This is a genomic window from Acinetobacter lwoffii (assembly GCF_024129855.1).
Classification (GTDB): domain Bacteria; phylum Pseudomonadota; class Gammaproteobacteria; order Pseudomonadales; family Moraxellaceae; genus Acinetobacter; species Acinetobacter lwoffii_L.
In genome coordinates this window covers 101,487-122,759 of the sequence record NZ_JAMXXC010000001.1, presented here as the reverse complement: position 1 = coordinate 122,759, position 21,273 = coordinate 101,487, and the positions used below count along the sequence as shown (strand labels likewise).

The 21,273-nt window shown below is 42.0% G+C and carries 19 protein-coding genes and 1 tRNA gene; 8 read left to right on the top strand and 12 right to left on the bottom strand.

What is annotated here, in order from left to right; all coding sequences use genetic code 11:
* Nucleotides 1–329: 329 nt before the first annotated feature.
* From NI465_RS00525 to sdhC, 4 genes are read right to left on the bottom strand one after another with little or no spacing between them, the layout of a single operon-like run.
* A complete protein-coding gene (locus NI465_RS00525) occupies nucleotides 330–1,040 on the bottom strand; it encodes a succinate dehydrogenase iron-sulfur subunit (protein ID WP_004279433.1) in 711 nt (236 codons plus the stop codon).
* A 14-nt stretch (nucleotides 1,041–1,054) separates the two neighbouring features.
* Nucleotides 1,055–2,953, bottom strand: coding sequence for an FAD-binding protein (locus NI465_RS00520; protein ID WP_184412495.1), 1,899 nt, complete (start codon nucleotides 2,951–2,953; stop codon nucleotides 1,055–1,057).
* A gap of 12 nt (nucleotides 2,954–2,965) precedes the next feature.
* The gene (gene sdhD, locus NI465_RS00515) at nucleotides 2,966–3,331 is read right to left on the bottom strand and encodes a succinate dehydrogenase, hydrophobic membrane anchor protein (protein ID WP_004279431.1); all 366 of its coding nucleotides are present in this window, start codon (nucleotides 3,329–3,331) and stop codon (nucleotides 2,966–2,968) included.
* Nucleotides 3,331–3,729, bottom strand: a complete 399-nt coding sequence (gene sdhC / locus NI465_RS00510; RefSeq protein WP_004279430.1) for a succinate dehydrogenase, cytochrome b556 subunit — start codon at nucleotides 3,727–3,729, stop codon at nucleotides 3,331–3,333. The genes sdhD and sdhC overlap by 1 nt, the downstream gene beginning before the upstream one ends.
* A 1,005-nt stretch (nucleotides 3,730–4,734) precedes the next feature.
* Between sdhC and gltA the strand changes: the two genes are divergently transcribed.
* The 3 genes from gltA to NI465_RS00495 all read left to right on the top strand — a co-directional run bounded on the left by gltA (nucleotide 4,735) and on the right by NI465_RS00495 (nucleotide 8,668).
* The gene (gene gltA / locus NI465_RS00505) at nucleotides 4,735–6,009 is read left to right on the top strand and encodes a citrate synthase (RefSeq protein WP_253143890.1); all 1,275 of its coding nucleotides are present in this window, start codon (nucleotides 4,735–4,737) and stop codon (nucleotides 6,007–6,009) included.
* A gap of 156 nt (nucleotides 6,010–6,165) precedes the next feature.
* On the top strand, nucleotides 6,166–6,669 hold the full coding sequence (locus tag NI465_RS00500; protein ID WP_071850587.1) for a hypothetical protein: 504 nt from the start codon (nucleotides 6,166–6,168) through the stop codon (nucleotides 6,667–6,669).
* Nucleotides 6,670–7,042: 373 nt separating this feature from the next.
* On the top strand, nucleotides 7,043–8,668 hold the full coding sequence (locus NI465_RS00495) for an NAD+ synthase (RefSeq protein ID WP_004730268.1): 1,626 nt from the start codon (nucleotides 7,043–7,045) through the stop codon (nucleotides 8,666–8,668).
* A 216-nt stretch (nucleotides 8,669–8,884) separates the two neighbouring features.
* On the opposite strand, the gene NI465_RS00490 is transcribed toward NI465_RS00495, so the two are convergent.
* A tRNA-Met gene (locus NI465_RS00490) sits at nucleotides 8,885–8,961 on the bottom strand.
* A gap of 175 nt (nucleotides 8,962–9,136) precedes the next feature.
* Between NI465_RS00490 and NI465_RS00485 the strand changes: the two genes are divergently transcribed.
* Nucleotides 9,137–9,541, top strand: a complete 405-nt coding sequence (locus NI465_RS00485) for a hypothetical protein (protein WP_180086573.1) — start codon at nucleotides 9,137–9,139, stop codon at nucleotides 9,539–9,541.
* A gap of 240 nt (nucleotides 9,542–9,781) precedes the next feature.
* Nucleotides 9,782–10,222 carry a universal stress protein gene (locus NI465_RS00480; protein WP_004279425.1) on the top strand — a complete coding sequence of 147 codons (441 nt, stop codon included), beginning with the start codon at nucleotides 9,782–9,784 and terminating at the stop codon, nucleotides 10,220–10,222.
* A 41-nt stretch (nucleotides 10,223–10,263) separates the two neighbouring features.
* Here the strand turns inward: NI465_RS00480 and NI465_RS00475 are convergent, their stop codons facing one another.
* A complete protein-coding gene (locus NI465_RS00475; RefSeq protein WP_253143888.1) occupies nucleotides 10,264–10,611 on the bottom strand; it encodes an MGMT family protein in 348 nt (115 codons plus the stop codon).
* A gap of 154 nt (nucleotides 10,612–10,765) precedes the next feature.
* Nucleotides 10,766–12,265 carry a cation:proton antiporter gene (locus NI465_RS00470; RefSeq protein ID WP_253143887.1) on the bottom strand — a complete coding sequence of 500 codons (1,500 nt, stop codon included), beginning with the start codon at nucleotides 12,263–12,265 and terminating at the stop codon, nucleotides 10,766–10,768.
* A gap of 216 nt (nucleotides 12,266–12,481) precedes the next feature.
* Here NI465_RS00470 and NI465_RS00465 point away from each other — a divergent pair, with 216 nt between their 5' ends.
* Complete coding sequence (locus NI465_RS00465; RefSeq protein ID WP_071850583.1) at nucleotides 12,482–13,036, top strand: hypothetical protein; 555 nt, start codon at nucleotides 12,482–12,484, stop codon at nucleotides 13,034–13,036.
* A 37-nt stretch (nucleotides 13,037–13,073) separates the two neighbouring features.
* Here NI465_RS00465 and ypfJ read toward each other — a convergent pair whose 3' ends face one another.
* Together ypfJ and NI465_RS00455 are read right to left on the bottom strand one after the other, a co-directional pair.
* Nucleotides 13,074–13,979, bottom strand: a complete 906-nt coding sequence (gene ypfJ / locus NI465_RS00460) for a KPN_02809 family neutral zinc metallopeptidase (RefSeq protein ID WP_004279421.1) — start codon at nucleotides 13,977–13,979, stop codon at nucleotides 13,074–13,076.
* Between the two features lie 48 nt (nucleotides 13,980–14,027).
* Nucleotides 14,028–14,954 (bottom strand): DUF808 domain-containing protein, encoded by a 927-nt coding sequence (locus NI465_RS00455; RefSeq protein ID WP_004646278.1) that lies wholly within the window; start codon nucleotides 14,952–14,954, stop codon nucleotides 14,028–14,030.
* Between the two features lie 189 nt (nucleotides 14,955–15,143).
* Here NI465_RS00455 and trpS point away from each other — a divergent pair, with 189 nt between their 5' ends.
* Nucleotides 15,144–16,157 (top strand): tryptophan--tRNA ligase, encoded by a 1,014-nt coding sequence (trpS, locus tag NI465_RS00450; protein ID WP_004279419.1) that lies wholly within the window; start codon nucleotides 15,144–15,146, stop codon nucleotides 16,155–16,157.
* A 345-nt stretch (nucleotides 16,158–16,502) separates the two neighbouring features.
* Here the strand turns inward: trpS and NI465_RS00445 are convergent, their stop codons facing one another.
* Nucleotides 16,503–17,954: a capsule assembly Wzi family protein gene (locus NI465_RS00445; protein ID WP_253143885.1), complete on the bottom strand. Its 1,452-nt coding sequence runs from the start codon at nucleotides 17,952–17,954 to the stop codon at nucleotides 16,503–16,505.
* 149 nt (nucleotides 17,955–18,103) lie between these two features.
* Nucleotides 18,104–19,633, bottom strand: coding sequence for a lysine--tRNA ligase (gene lysS / locus NI465_RS00440; RefSeq protein WP_004730285.1), 1,530 nt, complete (start codon nucleotides 19,631–19,633; stop codon nucleotides 18,104–18,106).
* Between the two features lie 389 nt (nucleotides 19,634–20,022).
* Here lysS and NI465_RS00435 point away from each other — a divergent pair, with 389 nt between their 5' ends.
* On the top strand, nucleotides 20,023–20,517 hold the full coding sequence (locus tag NI465_RS00435; RefSeq protein WP_004730287.1) for a YqiA/YcfP family alpha/beta fold hydrolase: 495 nt from the start codon (nucleotides 20,023–20,025) through the stop codon (nucleotides 20,515–20,517).
* A gap of 39 nt (nucleotides 20,518–20,556) precedes the next feature.
* Here NI465_RS00435 and NI465_RS00430 read toward each other — a convergent pair whose 3' ends face one another.
* On the bottom strand, nucleotides 20,557–21,099 hold the full coding sequence (locus NI465_RS00430; protein WP_004279416.1) for an adenine phosphoribosyltransferase: 543 nt from the start codon (nucleotides 21,097–21,099) through the stop codon (nucleotides 20,557–20,559).
* Nucleotides 21,100–21,273: the final 174 nt, after the last annotated feature.

Below are 21,273 nucleotides of genomic sequence, written 5' to 3'. Positions count from 1 at the left end.
ACTTAAGTCCTAAGCATTTCCGATAAATAAAAAGAGAGCAAACCTTTCAATCCACTCCCTCCTTAAATTTCCGTTATATAATAACATCGTTCTTGCTATTTTTCAGGTCAGTTTTACATCTAAAAATCATAAATACCCCAAATAATCACATGTTCTTCTTATATGGCGCTCAAAGCCATTACCCTTTTCCTGACTGTTTCACTCAACTTTATACATTTTAAGTATAGTATCTTTATTTTTATCCTATGATTTTTTAATTTTTCCAATAGTTTGCATAAAAAAAGCACACCTGAAGGTGTGCTTTTTTCTAAACTGCGAAGAGCAGCCTATTAGCCTGCCATATCTAAAAGCATATTACGGATGTGACCGATTGCTTTAGTTGGGTTCAAGCCTTTAGGACATACAGATACACAGTTCATAATGCCTTTACAACGGAACAATGAGAACGGGTCGTCTAGACGAGCCAAACGCTCTTGTGTTCCCGTATCACGCGAATCAATGATGAAGCGGTAAGCGTTCAACAATGCTGAAGGACCCAAGAACTTGTCCGGGTTCCACCAGAATGACGGGCATGAAGTTGAACAGCATGCACATAGAATACATTCATATAGACCATCAAGATGCTCACGCTCTTCAGGAGACTGTAAACGTTCCTTAGGAGGCGCAGGCTGGTTGTTGATCAAGAATGGATGGATCTTGTTGTACTGATCATAGAACTGGTTCATGTCAACCACCAGGTCTTTCACTACAGGAAGACCAGGTAATGGACGAACAGTAATTTCATTTGGTAAATCGTTCAGGTTCCAAAGACACGCCAAACCGTTTTTACCATTGATGTTCACACCATCTGAACCACAAATACCTTCACGACATGAACGACGGAACGTTAAAGTTTCGTCCTGTACTTTCAATGCAAGAAGTGCATCAAGCAACATACGGTGCTTGTCAGTCAGTTCAAGTTTAAAAGTTTGCATGTACGGTGCTTTATCCTTGTCAGGATCGTAGCGGTAGATATGAAATGTACGAGTACCTCTACTCATCTGAATTCTCCTGATTAGAATGTACGTGGTTTAGGTGGAATCGCATCAACCGACAATGGACGGTAACGAACTGGCTTGTACTCCAGATGGTTATCCGCAGAGAACCAAAGAGTATGCTTCATCCATTCATCATCACGACGACCATATGGGTATTCAGGATGATCTGGTGACAATTCAAAATCTACAACCGTATGCGCACCACGACACTCTTTACGAGCAGCAGCTGAAATAAGCGTTGCTTTCGCAACTTCATACAAGTTTTCAACTTCAAGCGCTTCAATACGTGCAGTGTTGAATACTTTAGATTTGTCTTTCAAGTGAATATTGCGTACGCGCGGTTCAATTGCAAGAATCTGCTTCACACCTTCGTCTAGAAGCGCAGATGTACGGAATACACCAGCGTGGTCTTGAACGATGTCACGGATTGCATCAGCAACGTCTTGAGCATTCTCACCTGTAGTCGATTCGTCAAGTTTACGAATACGCTCAACAGTTTCTTGAAGCACAGTTGTTGGAAGTGGCTCATATTCGCCATCGTGCTGTTTAGTCACATATTCAATGATATGTTGACCAGCAGCCTTACCAAATACAACCAAGTCAAGCAATGAGTTCGTACCTAGACGGTTCGCACCGTGTACAGATACACATGAACATTCACCGATTGCATAGAAGCCTTTTACTGGCTTAGCAAAGTCACGACCTTCGGCATTTGTAGAGTAAACGTCGGTGTCTTTATTGTAGTTAGCAACAAGCGCTTCAGTTTCACGAGACTCAGGAACAACCACTTGACCATGAATATTCGTTGGAATACCACCCATTTGGTAATGAATTGTTGGTACTACAGGAATTGGCTCTTTAGTGATGTCAACGTTCGCGAATTTCTTACCAATCTCGAATACAGATGGAAGACGTTTCATGATCGTGTCAGCACCCAAGTGCGTCATATCAAGCAGGATGTAATCGCCTTTAGGACCACAACCACGACCTTCTTTGATCTCTTGGTCCATAGAACGTGATACGAAGTCACGTGGCGCCAAGTCTTTCAAAGTTGGTGCATAACGTTCCATGAACGGTTCGCCGTCTTTGTTACGAAGGATTGCACCTTCACCACGACAACCTTCAGTCAACAATACGCCTGCGCCCGCAACACCCGTTGGGTGGAATTGCCAGAATTCCATATCTTGTAATGGAATACCTGCACGAGCAGCCATACCAAGACCGTCACCAGTGTTGATATAAGCATTTGTAGATGCACGGTACACACGACCAGCACCACCAGTAGCGAACAAAGTCGCTTTTGCTTGGAATACTGCAATTTTACCAGTTTCCTGATCAATTGCTGTAACACCAAGAACGTCGCCTTTTTCGTTACGGATCAGGTCAAGCGCAATCCATTCAACGAAGAATTGAGTGCCCATTTTCACGTTGCTTTGATAAAGCGTGTGAAGAAGTGCGTGACCGGTACGATCGGCAGCAGCGCATGCACGTGGCACAGCTTTTTCACCGTAGTTTGCTGAGTGACCACCGAATGGACGCTGGTAAATTGTACCGTCAGCATTACGGTCAAATGGCATACCTAGATGTTCAAGTTCATAAACCACTTGAGGCGCTTCACGAGTCATGAACTCGATTGCGTCTTGGTCACCTAACCAGTCCGAACCTTTAACTGTGTCGTAGAAGTGGTAGTGCCAGTTATCTTCTTGCATGTTACCAAGAGATGCACCAATACCACCCTGCGCTGCAACAGTGTGCGAACGAGTTGGGAATACTTTAGTCAGAACCGCAACTTTCAAACCAGCTTGAGCAAGTTGGTAAGACGCACGCATACCTGAACCACCACCACCAACGATGACAGCATCGAAAGTTTCATGCGGAATATTTGTGTAATCTTCTTTAGGGTTTATAGCGCCCATGATTGTTTCCTATCAATTCGCCCAAAAAATCTGGATCGCCCAGATTGCATATGCAAGTACAGCAATGATCACTGCTGAAGTCAGTACAAGGCGTAAACCTGAAGCTGAAGGACCCATTTGACGAGTAGTCACATAATCCGTGAATACCTGCCACATGCCGATCCATGCGTGTGCAACAAGAGATAAGACCGCCAATAAAGACATGATCTTCATTGGAACTGTCATCATAAAGCCGTACCACTGTTCAAAGTTGAAACCACCATTCAGTAGAATCCAACCCAGTACAACAACGGTATAAACAGCTAGAACTACAGCACTGACACGTTGGAGAAACCAATCGCGAGAACCTGAACCTGTTAAACCAGTAGCGCTTTTCATTAGAGTACGATCCATACAAATGCTGCAACAATACCGATTGCAGACAAGATTAATGCGATAGTAGATGCAACACGGCCACTTTCTAGTTCTTCAGCAACGCCAATGTCAGCAAGTAAATGCTTAACACCCGCAATAAAGTGAAAAATCATGCCGGCGACAAATACCCATACAATGAAGCGAACAATGAAACCGTTAAAGATTTCTTGAACTTGCGCAAAACCTTCAGGCGAAGACAATGACTTGTCTAAAATCCATAGAAGGACCGGTACGAGTAAGAATACGATAACACCTGAAAGACGGTGTAGAATTGATGCAATAGCCACGGGTGATTTTAAGTTTACTTCTAAAACTTGACCCATGGACAAATTGACAGGTCTGTTGCTTTTCACAGCGGGCATCCTGTAAGTAAAAACTCCATCCGGAGTTTGTTGGAATTAATTCGAAGGAAAGCTGGCATTCTCAGGCAAATACATGCCTAAAATCAAAACGACACTGAATTATAAAACGTGAACTATTAAAATACAAACGGCTGAATTTGGCTTTTTGGATAAAAAACCATTAAATAAGAATCATTAACAACAATAAGTCAGACTTTATATATTATTCTACCCTTTCAATTCCTATCTATATGATTGTTTTTAAATAATTAAGATGATTAATTTACTCGGTTTTCAGCCTACAGGATCATGTTTGAGTTTTAGACTAAAGATGCACAGTTCCATCACAAATATTATTTAAATCTCTTTTTAATTCAGATTTAAATCAAGTGTCTAGATTTAACAGACCAATTGCCCCAATTCATCAGCAGCGCAGTGATTCAGATAACCTGATGTTAAATAGCGACTTAGTACACCACACGATGGGTTTTTCAATCGATTTGAAGCATTTAGATTCAAAAAATCATTCATTTATTTTTATACTGCTTACCTTTGCTGCAAAACTGGCCATTTATTAAGCTACTTTTTAATCAATTGAACCATATTCAAAATTCAATTAATTGCTTTTATTTATAATTCTACCTGTTAAATTCAGCTTGGCAAAAACGATGTAAGTTATGAGATTTATATAGTTTTAAGCATGCTCACCTTAATCTTTCACTATTTTCGCCCGCATTTCTTGCTAGGAAAAAACGCTTACAAATGCCCCAAGCAGTCTATTTTTTTCTGCACCTCTGCATCAATTTGACTTATTATAGAGGTTTGATGCTGTGATTTTACTGAACTTTTTATACTGAGCGAATGTGACTAAACTGCTGTGCGGCCGTCATTTTTCATCCATAAGTATAATTGACAAAATTTCAGTACTCACTAATCTTATAGCAAATTTTTGATCCGTCCGTTTTGTGCATTAAAAGATTGATAGACAAAGCGGATATACATTCACCAGGACAGGAGATCTATTGAATGTCTGAAGCAACTGGCAAGAAAGCCGTTTTACAGCTTGATGGCAAAGAAATTGAACTACCAATTTACAGCGGCACATTGGGCCCAGATGTAATCGACGTTAAAGATGTGTTGGCTGCAGGTCACTTTACTTTTGATCCTGGTTTTATGGCGACAGCTGCGTGCGAGTCTAAAATCACGTTCATCGATGGTAACAAAGGTGTACTTTTACACCGTGGCTACCCAATCGATCAATTGGCGACTAAAGCTGATTACTTGGAAACTTGCTATTTATTGTTAAATGGCGAACTTCCAACTACTGAGCAAAAAGAAGAATTTGACGCTAAAGTACGTAACCATACAATGGTTCACGATCAAGTTAGCCGTTTCTACAATGGTTTCCGTCGTGATGCGCATCCTATGGCGATCATGGTAGGTGTGGTTGGTGCGTTGTCTGCGTTCTATCACAACAACCTTGACATCGAAGATGTGAACCACCGTGAAATCACTGCAATTCGTTTAATCGCGAAGATTCCTACACTGGCGGCTTGGAGCTACAAGTACACCATCGGTCAACCATTCGTTTACCCACGTAACGACCTTGCTTATGCAGAAAACTTCCTGCACATGATGTTTGCTACTCCTGCAGACCGTGATTACAAAGTTGATCCGATTCTTGCAAAAGCAATGGACCGTATCTTCACGCTTCATGCTGACCACGAACAAAATGCGTCTACGTCTACAGTACGTTTAGCTGGTTCTACTGGTGCTAACCCGTATGCATGTATCGCTGCTGGTATCTCTGCACTTTGGGGTCCTGCTCATGGCGGCGCGAACGAAGCTGTTCTTAAGATGCTTGACGAAATCGGCACTGTAGAAAACGTTGCTGGCTTCATGGAAAAAGTGAAGACTAAAGAAGTTAAACTGATGGGCTTTGGTCACCGAGTTTACAAAAACTTCGATCCACGCGCGAAAGTAATGAAAGAAACTTGTGACGAAGTTCTTGGTGCACTTGGCATCAATGATCCACAGCTTGCACTGGCTATGGAACTTGAACGTATCGCACTTTCTGACGAATACTTCATCAAGCGTAACCTATACCCTAACGTAGACTTCTACTCAGGTATCATCCTTAAAGCGATTGGTATCCCGACAGAAATGTTTACTGTGATCTTCGCGCTTGCACGTACTGTTGGCTGGATCAGCCACTGGTTAGAAATGCACAGCGGTCCTTACAAGATCGGTCGTCCTCGTCAGCTTTATACTGGCGAAGTTCAACGCGATATCGTTCGTTAATTCGAACCGCGTCGAAAGACTCAAGAAAACCACCCACCCGGGTGGTTTTTTTAGCACTGACAAAAGCCTACAAAAAATTGACCTGAAACGTTTTAAAATGAATATATCAAAATCATATTCACGGATTAAGTCACCTAAAAACAGGACGTATATTGAATGCTGTTGTATTTTCTGCCCTTTATTTTGAGACTGGTTCGTTTTGAACAGTTTAAGTGCCGCAGTTTAACGTCTGGTGAAATCAAAATTTCCCAACGAGTATTTGGCAACCTGATCGATTATTCTCGCGTTAAAATCATGAATCACCCCTACCTGCCTTGGCAATCCAAACATGTCATTATGGCGCCCAGTGGCTACATCCATGTACGCAATTTAAATTATCGGGAAGATTATTCGCGCGAGAGTTTATCTTATCAGGCACTATTTATTCATGAGATGGCGCATATTTATCAGCACCAATGTCAGATCAATGTGCTTTTAAAAGGGGCATTTTTACAAAGTGCTTATTTTCTCAGCTTGGGAAAATATAATCCGTACAAATATCAATTTAATCCCAACAAATCATTTTCAACCTACAATATTGAACAACAAGGCGATATTGCCCGGGATATTTTTCTAAAAAAAATTCCGAATATTATTTTAAATCCAAAAATAAACAGATGATATTTAATCAGTTTAATTCCAAACAATATAGCTAAAGCATATTTTAAAAGCCAAAATTTAGATTTCAGTCTTTAAATCTACATAAGCCTAGATGCATAAAAAATCAGCATATTTTCTAATTTTATATAATAACTTTTTTCACTCAATGCCTGTTCTGCTAAATCAACTCTAGCTTATCGATAAAATTTCGATAAAATAGGCCGGTATGATTATTTTGCATCGCAGATTAAGATTCAATGATCATGCGATAAAAAGTTTTTTTATTTAAGCCATTTGGCATTTTATGAATATCGAAGTGCACTCAACTGAATAATTAGAATTATAAAAATCAGTAATTTAGTGTATCAACCTATAGGAATAGGATTTACTTGGAATGAAAAGTTTTAAAATTGCGATTGCTCAATTCTCTCCACATGTGGGCAATCTGGATGCAAATACGCAAAAAATGATTGATCTGGCCAATCAGGCTAAAAAAGATAAAGCGGATCTGATTATCTTTCCTGAACTTTCAACATTGGGCTATCCTGCAGAAGACTTATTAATTCGCCCAAGTCTGGTGAAACGCACCAAAGCGGCTTTTGAAAAACTAACTGAAGTAAAAGATATTGTCATGGTCTTTGGTTTTGTTAATCAAACTGAAGATGGTCAGCGTTATAACTCGGCTGCTGTCATGAAAGATGGCGAAGTACTGGGTGTTTATAACAAACAAGTGTTGCCAAACTATGGTGTATTTGATGAAAAGCGTTATTTTGGCGAAGGTCATCAGCATCTGGTATTTGAGTATCTTGGACATAAATTTGGCGTACTGATCTGTGAAGATGTCTGGTCTTTGGCCACTGTTCAGCAACTGGCAAAATTGAATATCGACACGGCTTTGGTGCTGAATGCATCGCCATATGAAGTGGGTAAACCACAACATCGTATTGAAACCATGGCGGCCTTGGTCAAACAGCTAAATATCAATCTGGTGTACTGCAACCAGGTCGGTGGCCAAGATGACCTGATCTTTGACGGTACCAGCTTTGTGCTCAACAAATCTGGCGAGGTGGCTTTACAGGCACCCACTTTCCAGGAAAATCTGGCAATTGCAGAATTTAATGCTGAACAACTGCAATTCAGCAAAGGTGCAATTGCACCTGCTTTAGACACCATGGCTGAGATTTATCAAAGCCTGGTCATGGCCACACGTGATTATGTACAGCGTTCTGGCTTCCCAGGTGTGATTCTGGGCCTGTCTGGCGGGATTGACTCTGCCCTGACCCTGGCGATTGCTGTAGATGCGCTTGGTGCAGATAAAGTTCAAGCCGTGATGATGCCTTATACCTATACCGCACAAATCAGTGTGGAAGATGCAGCGGCTCAAGCCAAAAATATGGGCGTGACTTTCGGTATTGCCGAAATCAATCCTGTGGTAAGCGGCTTTATGCAGGTGCTATTCCCGTTCTTTGGCAACGCTCCAGTCGATGCTACCGAGGAAAACCTGCAAGCACGTTCACGGGGCACCTTATTGATGGCCCTATCTAACAAATTCGGTAATCTGGTGCTGGCAACCGGTAATAAGTCTGAACTAGCTGTCGGTTATTGCACCCTGTATGGCGATATGGTCGGTGGTTATGCAGTTCTGAAAGATGTGTATAAAACCATTGTGTTTGAACTGGCGAAATATCGTAACAGCATTTCAGAAACTCCAGTGATTCCGGAACGTGTGATTACCCGTCCACCTTCAGCAGAACTGCGTCCAGATCAGGTCGATCAAGACTCTTTACCTGCCTATGACATTCTAGATGCGATCTTGTACTCTTATATTGAAGAAGATATGAGTCAAGACGATATCATTGCCAAAGGCTTTGATGCTGAAGTCGTGAAAAAAGTGATTCGTCTGGTTGATATCAATGAGTACAAGCGCCGCCAAGGTGCGATTGGGCCACGTATCAGTTCACGTTCTTATGGCCGTGAGCGTCGTTATCCAATCGTCAATGGATGGAAAGCAGGTAGCTAAATTCTGCTCTCAATGATGTAAATCAGAATCGTCCAAGTGAATGCTTGGGCGATTTTTTTATGCGACAGTAAAATGAAGATCAGACTCAATATTAAGGAAAAATGATGTTTTGAGAAATCTGAAAAAATTAGTGGATGCTTCAAATATTTTTTATAGTTTGCAGTACTTTTTAAAAGACAAAAAAAGAGACCAAGCTGAGAGCTTGGTCTTTTAAAATGGTGGCTATGACGAGACTTGAACTTGTGACCCCCGCATTATGAGTGCGGTGCTCTAACCAACTGAGCTACATAGCCGTAAACTGTGTGCGCATTATCGTAATTTCAGCTTCTATCGTCAAGCATTTTAAAACACAAATGTTCAGTCTTTATGCAAATACGGAATAAACTTTTAAATTTTAAACAAAAAAGGTTTTTTTAGTATGTAATTCACGCATTCATAGCACCCTTTAATTCTTCGAGGATTCATCAAATGTATAAAATCAAAATATCTATTTTACTCATTGGCCTTTCAAGTCTGAGTGCCTGCCAGATCATCTCGCCTATTTTCGTAGATTATAATGGCGTCAGACGTGATGTGGCACAGTGGATTAATCAGCAGCAACTGATGAGCATGCAGCAAAAACGATCTTTGGCACAACTCAGCAGAGCACAGCAGAAAATCGAGCCCTATCCGGAATATGAGCAGAGTCAACGACTGGCGGTAACCCGGGAAAATCAGATTGCATTACATTGTGCGCGTTTACATGTGACAGAACATAAAATCCGGCAGCTACAGCAAAAAATTTATGCAGGTGAAACTCAAACAATTTTAAATCGTTATGAACAGCTGTCACCGCAAATAAAATTAGACCCGACCTCTATTCGATGTGATTAATCACTGTCTTAAGCTATCACATTAATTACATATAAATTATTAACTTAGGCTAAATAAACAACTCGGTTCAATAGCTCTAAACAGGTGCTTTATTCTTTAATCTATTAGACATTATACCTATGTATTTACTTGGTTTTATTTTTATACAATACAGGCTATGATCAAAGTATAAACAACTATTCGTACCCGGTTTAACGCGTCATAATTTTATAACTCTAAATTCCCCTTAGGAGAATTCTAATGCCTTTTGAACATATTTTAGTACCTGTTGACGGTTCAGAAACATCCTATGCTGCAGTAGATAAAGCTGTAGAAATTGCCAAAGCATTTAACAGTAAAGTCACAGTGGTTCAAGTGCTAGCGCTGGACCCTTATATCGCTGCAGAATATATCTCTGCGGCACAAACCAATGACCTGATTGAACGTGCCCGCACTTCCATCCTGAAAACGCTGGATGAAGCCAAAGCAAAATTCTCTGGTGCAGGTGTTGAAGTGGATACACAGCTGCTTGAGGGTCAGGTGATTTATAGCGAGATTGTCAAAGCAGCTAAAGATTTAAATTCTGACCTGATCGTGATTGGTTCACATGGTCGCACTGGCTTCAAAAAACTGTTCCTTGGCAGCGTAGCGCAAAGCATTTTAGGCCAAGCGGATATCCCCGTGATGGTGATTCGCAACTAAATTATCTTCAAAATCCCCATTTTTCACCAAGTGGGGATTTTTTATATCTCTACTCGACCATCCCATTGATAGCGTTTTAAATCCACACGATCACCTCTAAAACAAATTCCTTCCTGCATAAGTTTTTGCTGCTGGATATTGTGACCATGTTCGTCCAGTTGCTTCACACTGATTTTCGCCTGGGCATTGATCACCCGATACCAGGGAATATCGGTATCTGCATTTAAATGACTGAGCACCCGACCGACCAATCGCGCATGTTTGGGCAAACCTGCCAGTCTGGCAATCTGTCCGTAGGTGGCGACTTTGGCATATGGAATCTGATTGACCACAGCCAAAATCATTTCTGCCATTTCCTGACTGGCTGAACTTGTCTTGCTGATTTTCATCTATTCAATAGCCCATTTAAATAAAAGATCACACCTCAACCTCTCCATAAAAAGCCGGATGAGAATAATCAAGCCTGATTAAAAGACGTTGATTCATGCTCTCATCTCACGATAGAAATAATCTAGCAGCCTCTTGATCTTCTAAGTTTTATCTTTAGAAATTATCCGGATTTTCTAAGCGTTTTACTTCCTGAACCTTATCTGGATGATGCACCGTGGCGACTCCATCTGCATCTTTCTGATCAATCAGAATCTCTGGCTGAAAGATAGTGATGGTCTCATTTCCTTTGGCATCTTCCCCGACAATATAGCGAAAACCCTTACGATTCAGCTTGTGGCACATGCGTTGATACCAACCTTTAAAGCCCTGCGTCTCTTCATTGGGATTATAATAAAAAGCATTCATGACCACAGGCAGGCCCAAGCCACATACCACACCGGACAATAGCACTACAATAAAGGTATAGCCCACCAGAATACTGCTATAGGCTTCCAGCTGAGGAATATTGGCGACCGCCAGAATTAAGGCCAAAGAAATCCCGCCACGCACCCCGCCCCAAGACAGGATGGTCAAACTGCCGTTATAGCTTTTCTTGCTGACTTTTGGAAAGATGGCAAAGGCCAGGTAATTGGCTGCAAAACGGGCCAAATGCAGAATTACAAAAGCCACCACTCCGCCCAGAACCAGACTGGTACTCAAGTCCAGAATAAACAATTCCAGACCGATCAGGGTAAACAGGAATGAATTGATAATTCCCTCAACCGTATGCCAGAAATGATTAACGTCACCAATTTCGGCATCTGCCAGAATTTCTTTCCATTTATTGCCGACAATCAAGCCACCAATCACACAGGCAATTGGCGCGGAAGCATGTGCCAGCAAAGCCACCAGATAGGAACCACAAGCCAGCAAGGCCGTGGTCAGAATCAGAGATTCCATTTCATGTTTGCCGCGCAGAATCCGCAAGATCGCAAAACCGAATCCGAGACCAATCAGTACCGCCACGACAATCTCATAAAGCAAGGTTTGCAGCACTGCCAGTACCGTAAAGTTTTCACCTTGCAGGACATGGAGTAAGGTCATAAACAAGGCAATACACATCGCATCATTAAACAACGACTCGCCTTCAAGCTTGACAATCAAATGATGCGGTGCGCGAACCGAACTCAATACGCCTTTGATGCCGATCGGATCTGTGGCGCCCAAGGCCGCCCCTAGCAAGAGCAAAACCAGCAGGTCAACATGTTTACCAATCAGGAACTGATAACCATACAACACCACACCAAAGAACACTGCACAGAACACCAAAGCCAGACCAGCCAAAATACTGATCGGCCGCCAGTGGTTACGCAAATCTGAGACCTTAAACTTCAGCGCAGATGAAGTCAGGATAAAACAGATCACACCATTGATCAGAAAATCATAGAAATCGACGTGACGAACAGCCTGCTCGATATTGTCAATATTGATGCTAAAGAATGGATTACCATGCAGTAAACTGGCGCCCCACTGCAAAATGAAAACAAAGATTGCAGAGACAATAGGGACACCGATCGCTTGCGGAAAGCCTAAAACGCGCTTATTAAACATGGTCGTGGCAATAGACAGAGCAAAGACCACCGTGAGTAGCTGAAGAAAAAAGAAATTTCCCATTCGGTTTCCTAAAATCGGGCGATATGGAGCACTATGCGCCGAGAGGCGTTGTTAAAATAGAGATTTAAATAGCAAGGTATTCTGGCAAAACAAGTTTAGTCCGCTTTTTTATCGAATTGAGTTAAGTTTCTTTTCAGTATTTTCGAATGATGATTTAACATACAGATCAGCACTCGGCTTTTGCTTTCCCATCATTCTATTTTGAATTTTTCTCCCATGCATCAAACTGTCAAAACCATTTTTCGTCTCTGTTTTGCCAGCGTGATTTTTCTGATCACGTTGTCCTTATGTTTTACCTGCTTTGCTAAAATTCAGGAAATTCTGCAAGCAGAACAGCATTATCAGCAAGCCACCAGCATTCCCTTAAAAAGTACAGCCGGCGAACAGTATGTATTGGTGTCCAATAACCAGCGACCAGACAATGCAATTTTTATTCTGATTGCAGGAAATGGTTATGTGGCCAAAATCAACTGTGAACATTACAGCGCTTTATGTAGCGATGAAGACAATCAATCGCATACCCGTCAAATCCAGACTGTTGACTTAATCAAAGCGGGAAATCTGTTCTATATTGAAAAAATCCAGTTCAGAGATAGCCGAACCGGCAAAGCAACTGCTTTAGAATATAACAAACAAGAAATTCAGCAGTTTTATCAAAATGACATGAGCAACCTCAAATATACAGTCTTTGCAATTGCACTGTTTGCTTTGGCTGCATTATTCGTCAGTATCAAGATATTAAGAAATTTCCGGCGTTTTCTGCATAAATAAAAAAAGGAGCATCTGCTCCTTTTTTTATCGAAGTCATTTAAATATTTTGATTAAAGGTATCACAATTCGCAACCTGACCGGATTTCAAGCCGGTATTAAACCATTGTACCCGCTGCGCGCTGCTGCCATGAGTAAAGCTGTCCGGCACCACCTGCCCGCGGGCACGTTTCTGCAAATAGTCATCGCCAATTTTATGAGCGGCATCCATCGCTTCCTGCACATCGCCCTGTTCCAAAAATTGGGTTCGCTCATGATTATGGTAAGCCCAGACGCCGGCCAGACAGTCTGCCTGCAATTCCTGACGCACTGAAAGCTGGTTACTTTGCACTTCGCTTGCTTGCTGACGCGCCTGTTGTACTTGAGAAGAAATACCTAAAATCGTCTGAATATGATGCCCCACTTCATGGGCCACAACATAGGCCAGCGCAAAATCCCCCGCCTGATCATTACGGGAAAGTTCGGTGGCATTCTGTTCTCCAGTAATGCCCATTTGAGTGCGCATATCTTTAAAGAATGCCGTATCGATATACACTTTCTGGTCTGTCGGGCAGTAGAAAGGCCCCATCGCCGCCTGAGCAGTACCACAACCAGAATTCACGATGCCGTTAAACAACACCAGTTTCGGTGGGACATACTGCTGATTTAACTGCTGCTGAAACACCTGATTCCAGGTATCTTCAGTATCTGCCAATACAGTTCCAACAAAATCAATCGACTCCTGCTGTTCTGGCGTGGGATTTTCCAGGCCACGTGTTTCTGCCGCACCCGATACCCCCTGAGTGACCTGCTTGGTGGTTTGATAAGCCTGTTGTGGATCGACACCGAAAAACTTCCAGGCCACAAAGGCCACAATCAATCCAACAATACTGATTCCGCCAGCTTTGGCACCACCACCACGACGGTCTTCTACATTGCTACTGACACGACGACCTTTCCAACGCATAGTCTTTTCCTTTTCTTAATCTGCTTAATATCCAGATATTTCCACACCTTAAGCTTTTGATGATTTAGGCCAGATTTTCTTAATCAGGCTGATGACCAGCATGACCAGCAGACCCGCTAAAATTCCTACTGCGAAATTAATCAAGGTCGGTGTTACGGCACCGACAATGTTGCCAATGCTGGGAATATCCTGCACATAAGCAACACTGTCTTCAGTAAAGTGATGAATAAAAGGAATTGCATGGTTAATAATTCCACCGCCCACCAGAAACATCGCAGCGGTCCCAACAATGGAGAGAATTTTCATTAAGATCGGGGCAAATGCCAACAAGCCACGTCCTATTTTTTGTTTAAAATCGGACTGCTGTTCAGTCAGATGCAGACCGATATCATCCAGTTTGACAATCAGCGCAACAAAACCATAAACACCAATGGTCATCACCACCGCGATCAGGCTTAAAACAGTCACTTTGGTCAGCATCGAGGCTGCGGCGACCGTTCCCAAAGTAATCACGATAATTTCAGCAGACAGGATAAAGTCAGTGCGAATAGCACCTTTGACTTTTTCATTTTCAAACTGGTGCAAATCCATTTCTGTATGAATCAATTGCTCACGCGCCTGTTCCGCGTCCTTGGCCTTCGGTGTATGCAAGGTATGAATAATTTTTTCCACGCCTTCATAACATAGGAACAAACCACCCAGCACCAACAAGGGATTAATCAGCCAGCCTGCAATAAAGCTGATTAATAATGCCAGCGGCACCAAAATCAGTTTATTAACAAAAGAACCTTTGGCAACTTTCCAGACCACCGGTAATTCACGATCAGCCCGCACACCTGTCACTTGCTGCGCATTTAAAGCCAGATCATCACCAAGGACGCCTGCTGTTTTTTTTGCTGCCATTTTGCTCATGACAGCGACATCATCCAGAACAGTAGCAATATCATCTAATAATAGTAATAAACTGCTCGCCATACTTATTATCCTTATCTTCTTTCCACCTAGTTTAATCAAAATTCTTAAAAATATTGTATTCACTTGTTTAATTTATAAGATTTTTTTACGACAGCTTTTTTTCTGGCTGACAATCAAAAACAGAATGCCGTACAATGTTGCCATTCGTTAAAATACAGCTGTAGTACTGACTACCCTTTGGAATAGATAATGAGTAATCAAGATAATCGTCCAGTGATCTTGACGGGCGACCGTCCTACCGGACAACTCCACCTCGGCCACTTTGTGGGTTCATTACGCTCTCGTGTAGGTCTGCAAGATTCTCACCATCAACACTTGTTACTCGCTGATGCTCAAGCCCTGACCGATAATGCGGACAATTTTGAAAAAGTACGTCGTAACATTATTGAAGTGGCGACGGATTATCTGGCTGTCGGTATTGATCCAACTAAAACCACAATTTGTGTGCAGTCATGCCTGCCAGCACTAAATGAACTGACCATGCTTTACCTCAATTTCGTGACGGTTTCACGTCTTGAGCGTAACCCAACGATCAAATCTGAAATCCAGATGCGTGGTTTTGAGCGTGATATTCCAGCCGGTTTCTTGTGCTACCCGGTGGCTCAAGCTGCTGACATTACGGCATTCAAGGCCACTGTAGTTCCTGTGGGTGAAGATCAGATTCCAATGATCGAACAGACCAACGAAATCGTGCGTCGTTTAAACCGTCAAATTGGTCATGACCTGTTACCAGAATGTAAGGCATTGCTTTCCAATGTAGGCCGTTTACCTGGTTTTGATGGTAAAGCAAAGATGTCGAAATCTTTGGGCAATACCATTGTGCTGGATGCGACAGATAAAGATATCAAGAAAGCTGTCAACGCCATGTATACCGATCCGAATCACTTACGTATTGAAGATCCAGGTCAGGTCGAAGGCAACGTGGTATTCACCTATCTAGATGCCTTCGATCCAAATAAAGAAGAGCTGGAAGAACTTAAAGCCCATTATCGTCGTGGTGGTTTAGGCGATGGTACAGTGAAAAAACGTCTGGAAAGCATTTTAAAAGAATTGATCGGTCCAATTCGTGAGCGTCGTATTGAACTGGCTAAAGATCCGGATTACATCATGGATATTCTAAAAACTGGTACGGATAAATGTCGCGATATTACCCAGGCGACACTGGATGAAGTTAAATCTGGCCTCGGCGTATTCCATTTTTAATTAGAAAAAATTGCTCTTAAAAGCTCTTCTGATGAAGAGCTTTTTTATTTAAGCTAAAATTGCGCAAAAATGATGCAAATATCCCCACATAATCTTCATAGTTTTAACCTTATTTAACATGTATTAACATGAATACTGATGAGTCATATGAGAATGCGTCCTATTATGGTCATATTCAGTAAGGAATCAGATTTAACTCTCTCCACAGTTAATTTTGAAATAGTTTGAAAAAACATTCCTTTTTCTACGCAATGACAACCCCAATCATTGCGTTTTTTTTGCTTATAGTTTTTTAAAATGATAAAAAAATCCTGCGTTTAAGCAGGATTTAATCATGGCTAAGAATTAATAACTGAACAAGCCTTTTTCTAATGGTATTTCGATATCTAAAGAAACTCCGCTATCTCGACCATTTACCTTTGAATCACCGACCCATGCATTAATTTTAAGCGGCATTTCTGGACGTATATAATGTGACCAGGTCAAATCCAGTGCTTTAATCTCATCATTAAAAGCAAAAGCAGCATTATTAACAGCGGCAAATTCTGATTGATTCACATCAGCAAAAAGTATACGCCCTGATAAGCGGTTCATAAAATCAATACGAATATCTCCACCCACGGAAATCATCTGCGCATCGCCACCTAAAGCATGTGCTAGAGGATAACCATGCTGATAAAAACCGTCTGTATAATTCGTATGGTTGTAGGAAATGCCTTGAACCTTGCCATTAGTCCGCGTATCTGCCCATTCTGTGTAGAGCTGATATGGCATATTTTTTACAGTGGAAGAATAGTCAATGCCGGCAAGATACATTTTTTTTGCAGGTAAGCCCCCAGCCTCATCCTCTCCTACATATTGAGCATATAGACCTACCGGAGTTTGGGTAAGAGAAAATAAATTTAACCGCGCATCGAAGCCGGCAATCTGGTTAGATGGGTCTGGTTCACCTGTACCCCCATTATCTTTACTACCCACAAAAGCATCCCACAGCGAACTTAAACTTTCAGGTCGTCCTTCCCCACCCCACTGAATCGCACGCGAGGCACCAAGCTCTAAATAAGGTAAAGGCTGTGCTGTAACACGCAAACCAATCAATTTGGCGTCTGGAACTGCGCTATAGTCATCGAGTTGACCCGCAAAAGCCTGATACTGCCACGGGCCAATCCAAGATAACCATTTATTTTCAAATGCTGTCTGTTCTGCACGTTGAACTGTAAAGCCATAGACTGGACGACTGGCATCACCACGAATCAAGCTGCCATCATGGCTTGGGCCCCAGTAAGTTGGAATCTGCCCAGCAATCAACCATTGATTCCAAAGTTTTCCTGCCAGATAAGAACCTTCAAGATTTACATCCTGATCATTATCAATTTGTGGATCTTTTTCAGCATTCACCCTGATCTTGGCATCCCAATTCGTACTGCCAGCATTAAACTCTAAAGCTGCCTGATATTGTGCTTTTTGCTGATCCCCGAAAGCCTGTGGAATATTTTTTTGATCGGTTTCTGCAAATACACCCAATTTTAGCTGTTGATTATCTGCCTTTAGTTTAGCCAGAACCGAATCGATTACACGCTGCTGTACAGTATTGCTGATCTGCGCATTTGATAAGGCTCGTTGAATTTCATCCCCACTCAGTGGCCAGGTTGAGGTACTGATTTGAATAACCCCTTGCTGGTTTAACCAGTTTAGGTCCGTACGCAGATTTGCATCATTTAGAACCAGACCCTGAGCAAAAGCAGGAAGCACAAGCGTAGTCAGCAACACACTCAATAATGTTTTTTTTAGCAACATGGGATGAATATTCTCAAGTTTATTTTCTGCTTCACCTTAATCGCTCCTATGTTAATTTTCAACGATTAAACTGTTGTTTTTTACTCAAGCTTTCAGATGTATCGACAAAAAATAACCCACACAATGGTGGGTTATTTTGAATTCAGCATTTAAGCATTTTTATGACGCATATGCGGGAACAAGATCACATCGCGGATACTTGCTGCATTGGCAAAGATCATCACCAGACGGTCAATACCAATACCCTCACCTGCTGTTGGAGGAAGACCGTATTCCAGTGCTTCGACAAAGTCTGCATCGTAATGCATAGCTTCATCATCACCAGCATCTTTTTCAGCAACCTGTGCTTGAAAACGTTCAGCCTGATCGATTGGATCATTTAATTCCGAGAAGCCATTTGCCAACTCACGGCCACCGATGAAGAATTCAAAACGGTCGGTAATGTGTGGATTGTGATCATTACGGCGTGCCAATGGAGAAGTTTCCGCTGGATATTCAGTAATGAACGTCGGCTGACGCAATTTGGTTTCTACGGTTTCTTCAAATACCATGGTTTGCAGTTTGCCCAGACCAAAACCTGGTTTCACTTGCTCTTTCAATTCTTCCTGAAGGAATTTTGCCAGGAACTCACGGTCATTGACATTTTCAGGAGTAAATTGCGGGTTATTTTCCAGAATCGCATCGAACATTGAAATTTTCTTGAATGGCCCTTTGAAGCTATATACTTCATCGCCATAAGGCACGTCAGTCGTACCCAAGATATCAATCGCCAGACGCTCCAGCATTTGCTCGGTCAATTCCATCAAGTCTTTGTAATCTGCATAAGCCTGATAGAATTCGATCATGGTGAATTCAGGGTTGTGACGGGTAGAAACACCTTCGTTACGGAAGTTACGGTTAATTTCAAACACACGTTCAAAACCGCCGACCACCAAACGCTTTAAGTAAAGCTCTGGCGCAATACGCAAGAACAGCGACATGTCCAGTGCATTATGATGTGTTTCGAAAGGACGTGCCGATGCACCGCCTGGAATCACATGCATCATTGGCGTTTCAACTTCCATATAACGCTTTTCAGTCAGGAAGGCACGGATACCCGCTACGACTTTGGCACGAATCTCAAAAGTTTTACGTGTTTCTTCGTTAACAATCAGATCTAGATAACGTTTACGATACTTTACTTCAGTATCGTTCAAACCATGGAACTTGTCTGGAAGCGGACGTAATGATTTGGTCAGTAATTCAAAATGTTCGATGTGTACATACAAATCGCCTTTACCCGAACGGCCGATATAACCTTCGACTGCGATGATATCGCCAAGGTCCAGACCTTTAATGGTAGCCAGCACATCTTCAGCGAGTTCTTTACGCGCCACATACAGCTGGATACGACCTGTCATGTCCTGGATCACGATAAATGAACCACGGTTCAACATTACACGACCGGCAACTTTGACGTAGACCTTTTCGCCTGCTTCAATTTCTTCTTTAGATTTATCAGCGAACTGGTCTTGTAAATCCTGGGCATAATGCTCACGCTTAAAGGTATTCGGCCATGGACTCTTACCTGTTTCTTGTGCCTGAGCTTCGATTTGCTTTAACTTGGCATGACGCTGTGCAATTAAATCGTTTTCGGAAATGATTTGTTCAGAAGTCGATTGAGCGTTATTTTGCGTCATCTCTGCCTCGAATAAGATTAGTTAAAAAATAGAAGTTGCATAGAATAGCAGAAATCCTTCTCAAATCGTAGCGCAAACACTCTCAGGAACCGGCTTTTCTTTGGAAAAATCCACTATCTTGCTATTTACACCATTCGGTTCAGCCCGTCTGTCACTCTTTTAAATTCCCTTTCTTCAAACTTATTGCAGCACCCAGCTGCTCTCAGTTGGGATTAAAGTCTAAACCAGACAAGTCTTATATAAATTCATTGCACTGCAAAACTTCGGCTTAGACCAATAGCTAACTGCCTTGTATACCCAGACGTTCTACAATGACACTCAGCTTCAAGATGATGTGCCAATCAACAAATAACCAATATGGCATATCCCATAAAAATGAGTAATGTACTATGTCTAAGATTTTGTTTATACATGGCTTAGATTCCTCCAGAGAATCCACCAAGTTCCATGCCATTGATGTGGTACACAAGTACTGTATCGATGTCGATTACCGAAATCTGAGCTATAGTTCGGTCGCCGAGTTTTATCATGAGATGATTGAAACCATCAAACCAGATATTCTGGTCGGCCACAGTCTTGGCGGTTATTGGGCACTGAAAATGTCACAGGCGTATCAAATTCCCTGTGTAGTGGCTAATCCCATTTTGCAGCCTAACTTCCGCGATGATTATCCGCCGATTGGGCATCACGATTTACAGCATGATATTCCTCAGTTTGCCTATCTGGAGCTGGGCGATGAAATTCTGGATATGCATGCGGTTCAGACACAACTTGAAGACTATATGCAAATTCAGGCAGTTGATGGCGGCCATCATCGTCTGGAACATCCTGAGCAAATTAATACACTGATTCAGGAAATCGAAGATCATTTTATCAGGCAATAAAAAAGCCCCACAATTTTGGGGCTTTTTTTAATTTATGACTTAAGCAACTGCCGCTTCAGGCTGAGATTTGTCGTCCAGTACTGACCAGATATCCAGGCCTAATTCTGCATGCAGGTCAGGAAGATCAAGGAAAATACTTGCACCAAGTACTTCATGTTGACATTTTTGAGCCAGTTCATTCACTGCTTTTAAGGTTCCGCCACTTGCCAGAACATCATCCACAATAATTACTTTCTGGGACTGAACTTCCGCAGACATTTCTAAACGATCCAGACCATATTCCAGGCTATAACCCACACCGACCACTGGAGGTGGCAATTTACCTGCTTTACGCACCAACAATAAGCCTTTGCCTGTACGTTGTGCCAACAAGCTTGCCAACACAAAACCACGCGCTTCAACCGCAATAAAGCTTTCTACTTCTGCCAGTTTGTCAGCAGGAATGCTGGCAATCAAAGCGTCAGTCAATGGACCAATATTGCTCATGAAAAGTGGGGTCAAATCAAAGAAGCAAATTCCTGGTTTTGGAAAATCTTGGACCGTACGAATGTGAGACCACAAAGAAGTAGACAAATTGCTCATGGGAGATCTTAAAAAAAGAAAAGGAATATGGGAATTTTAAACCTATTTGAGTAGAGCGGACAAGCCAAGCTGCCTAATAAGAACCCGACGTTTAATTACAAGATATTGATTTTATTATATTAATTTATTTTAAAAATATTTAATCCGGACTTTACTGATTTTAAATTACCTAAA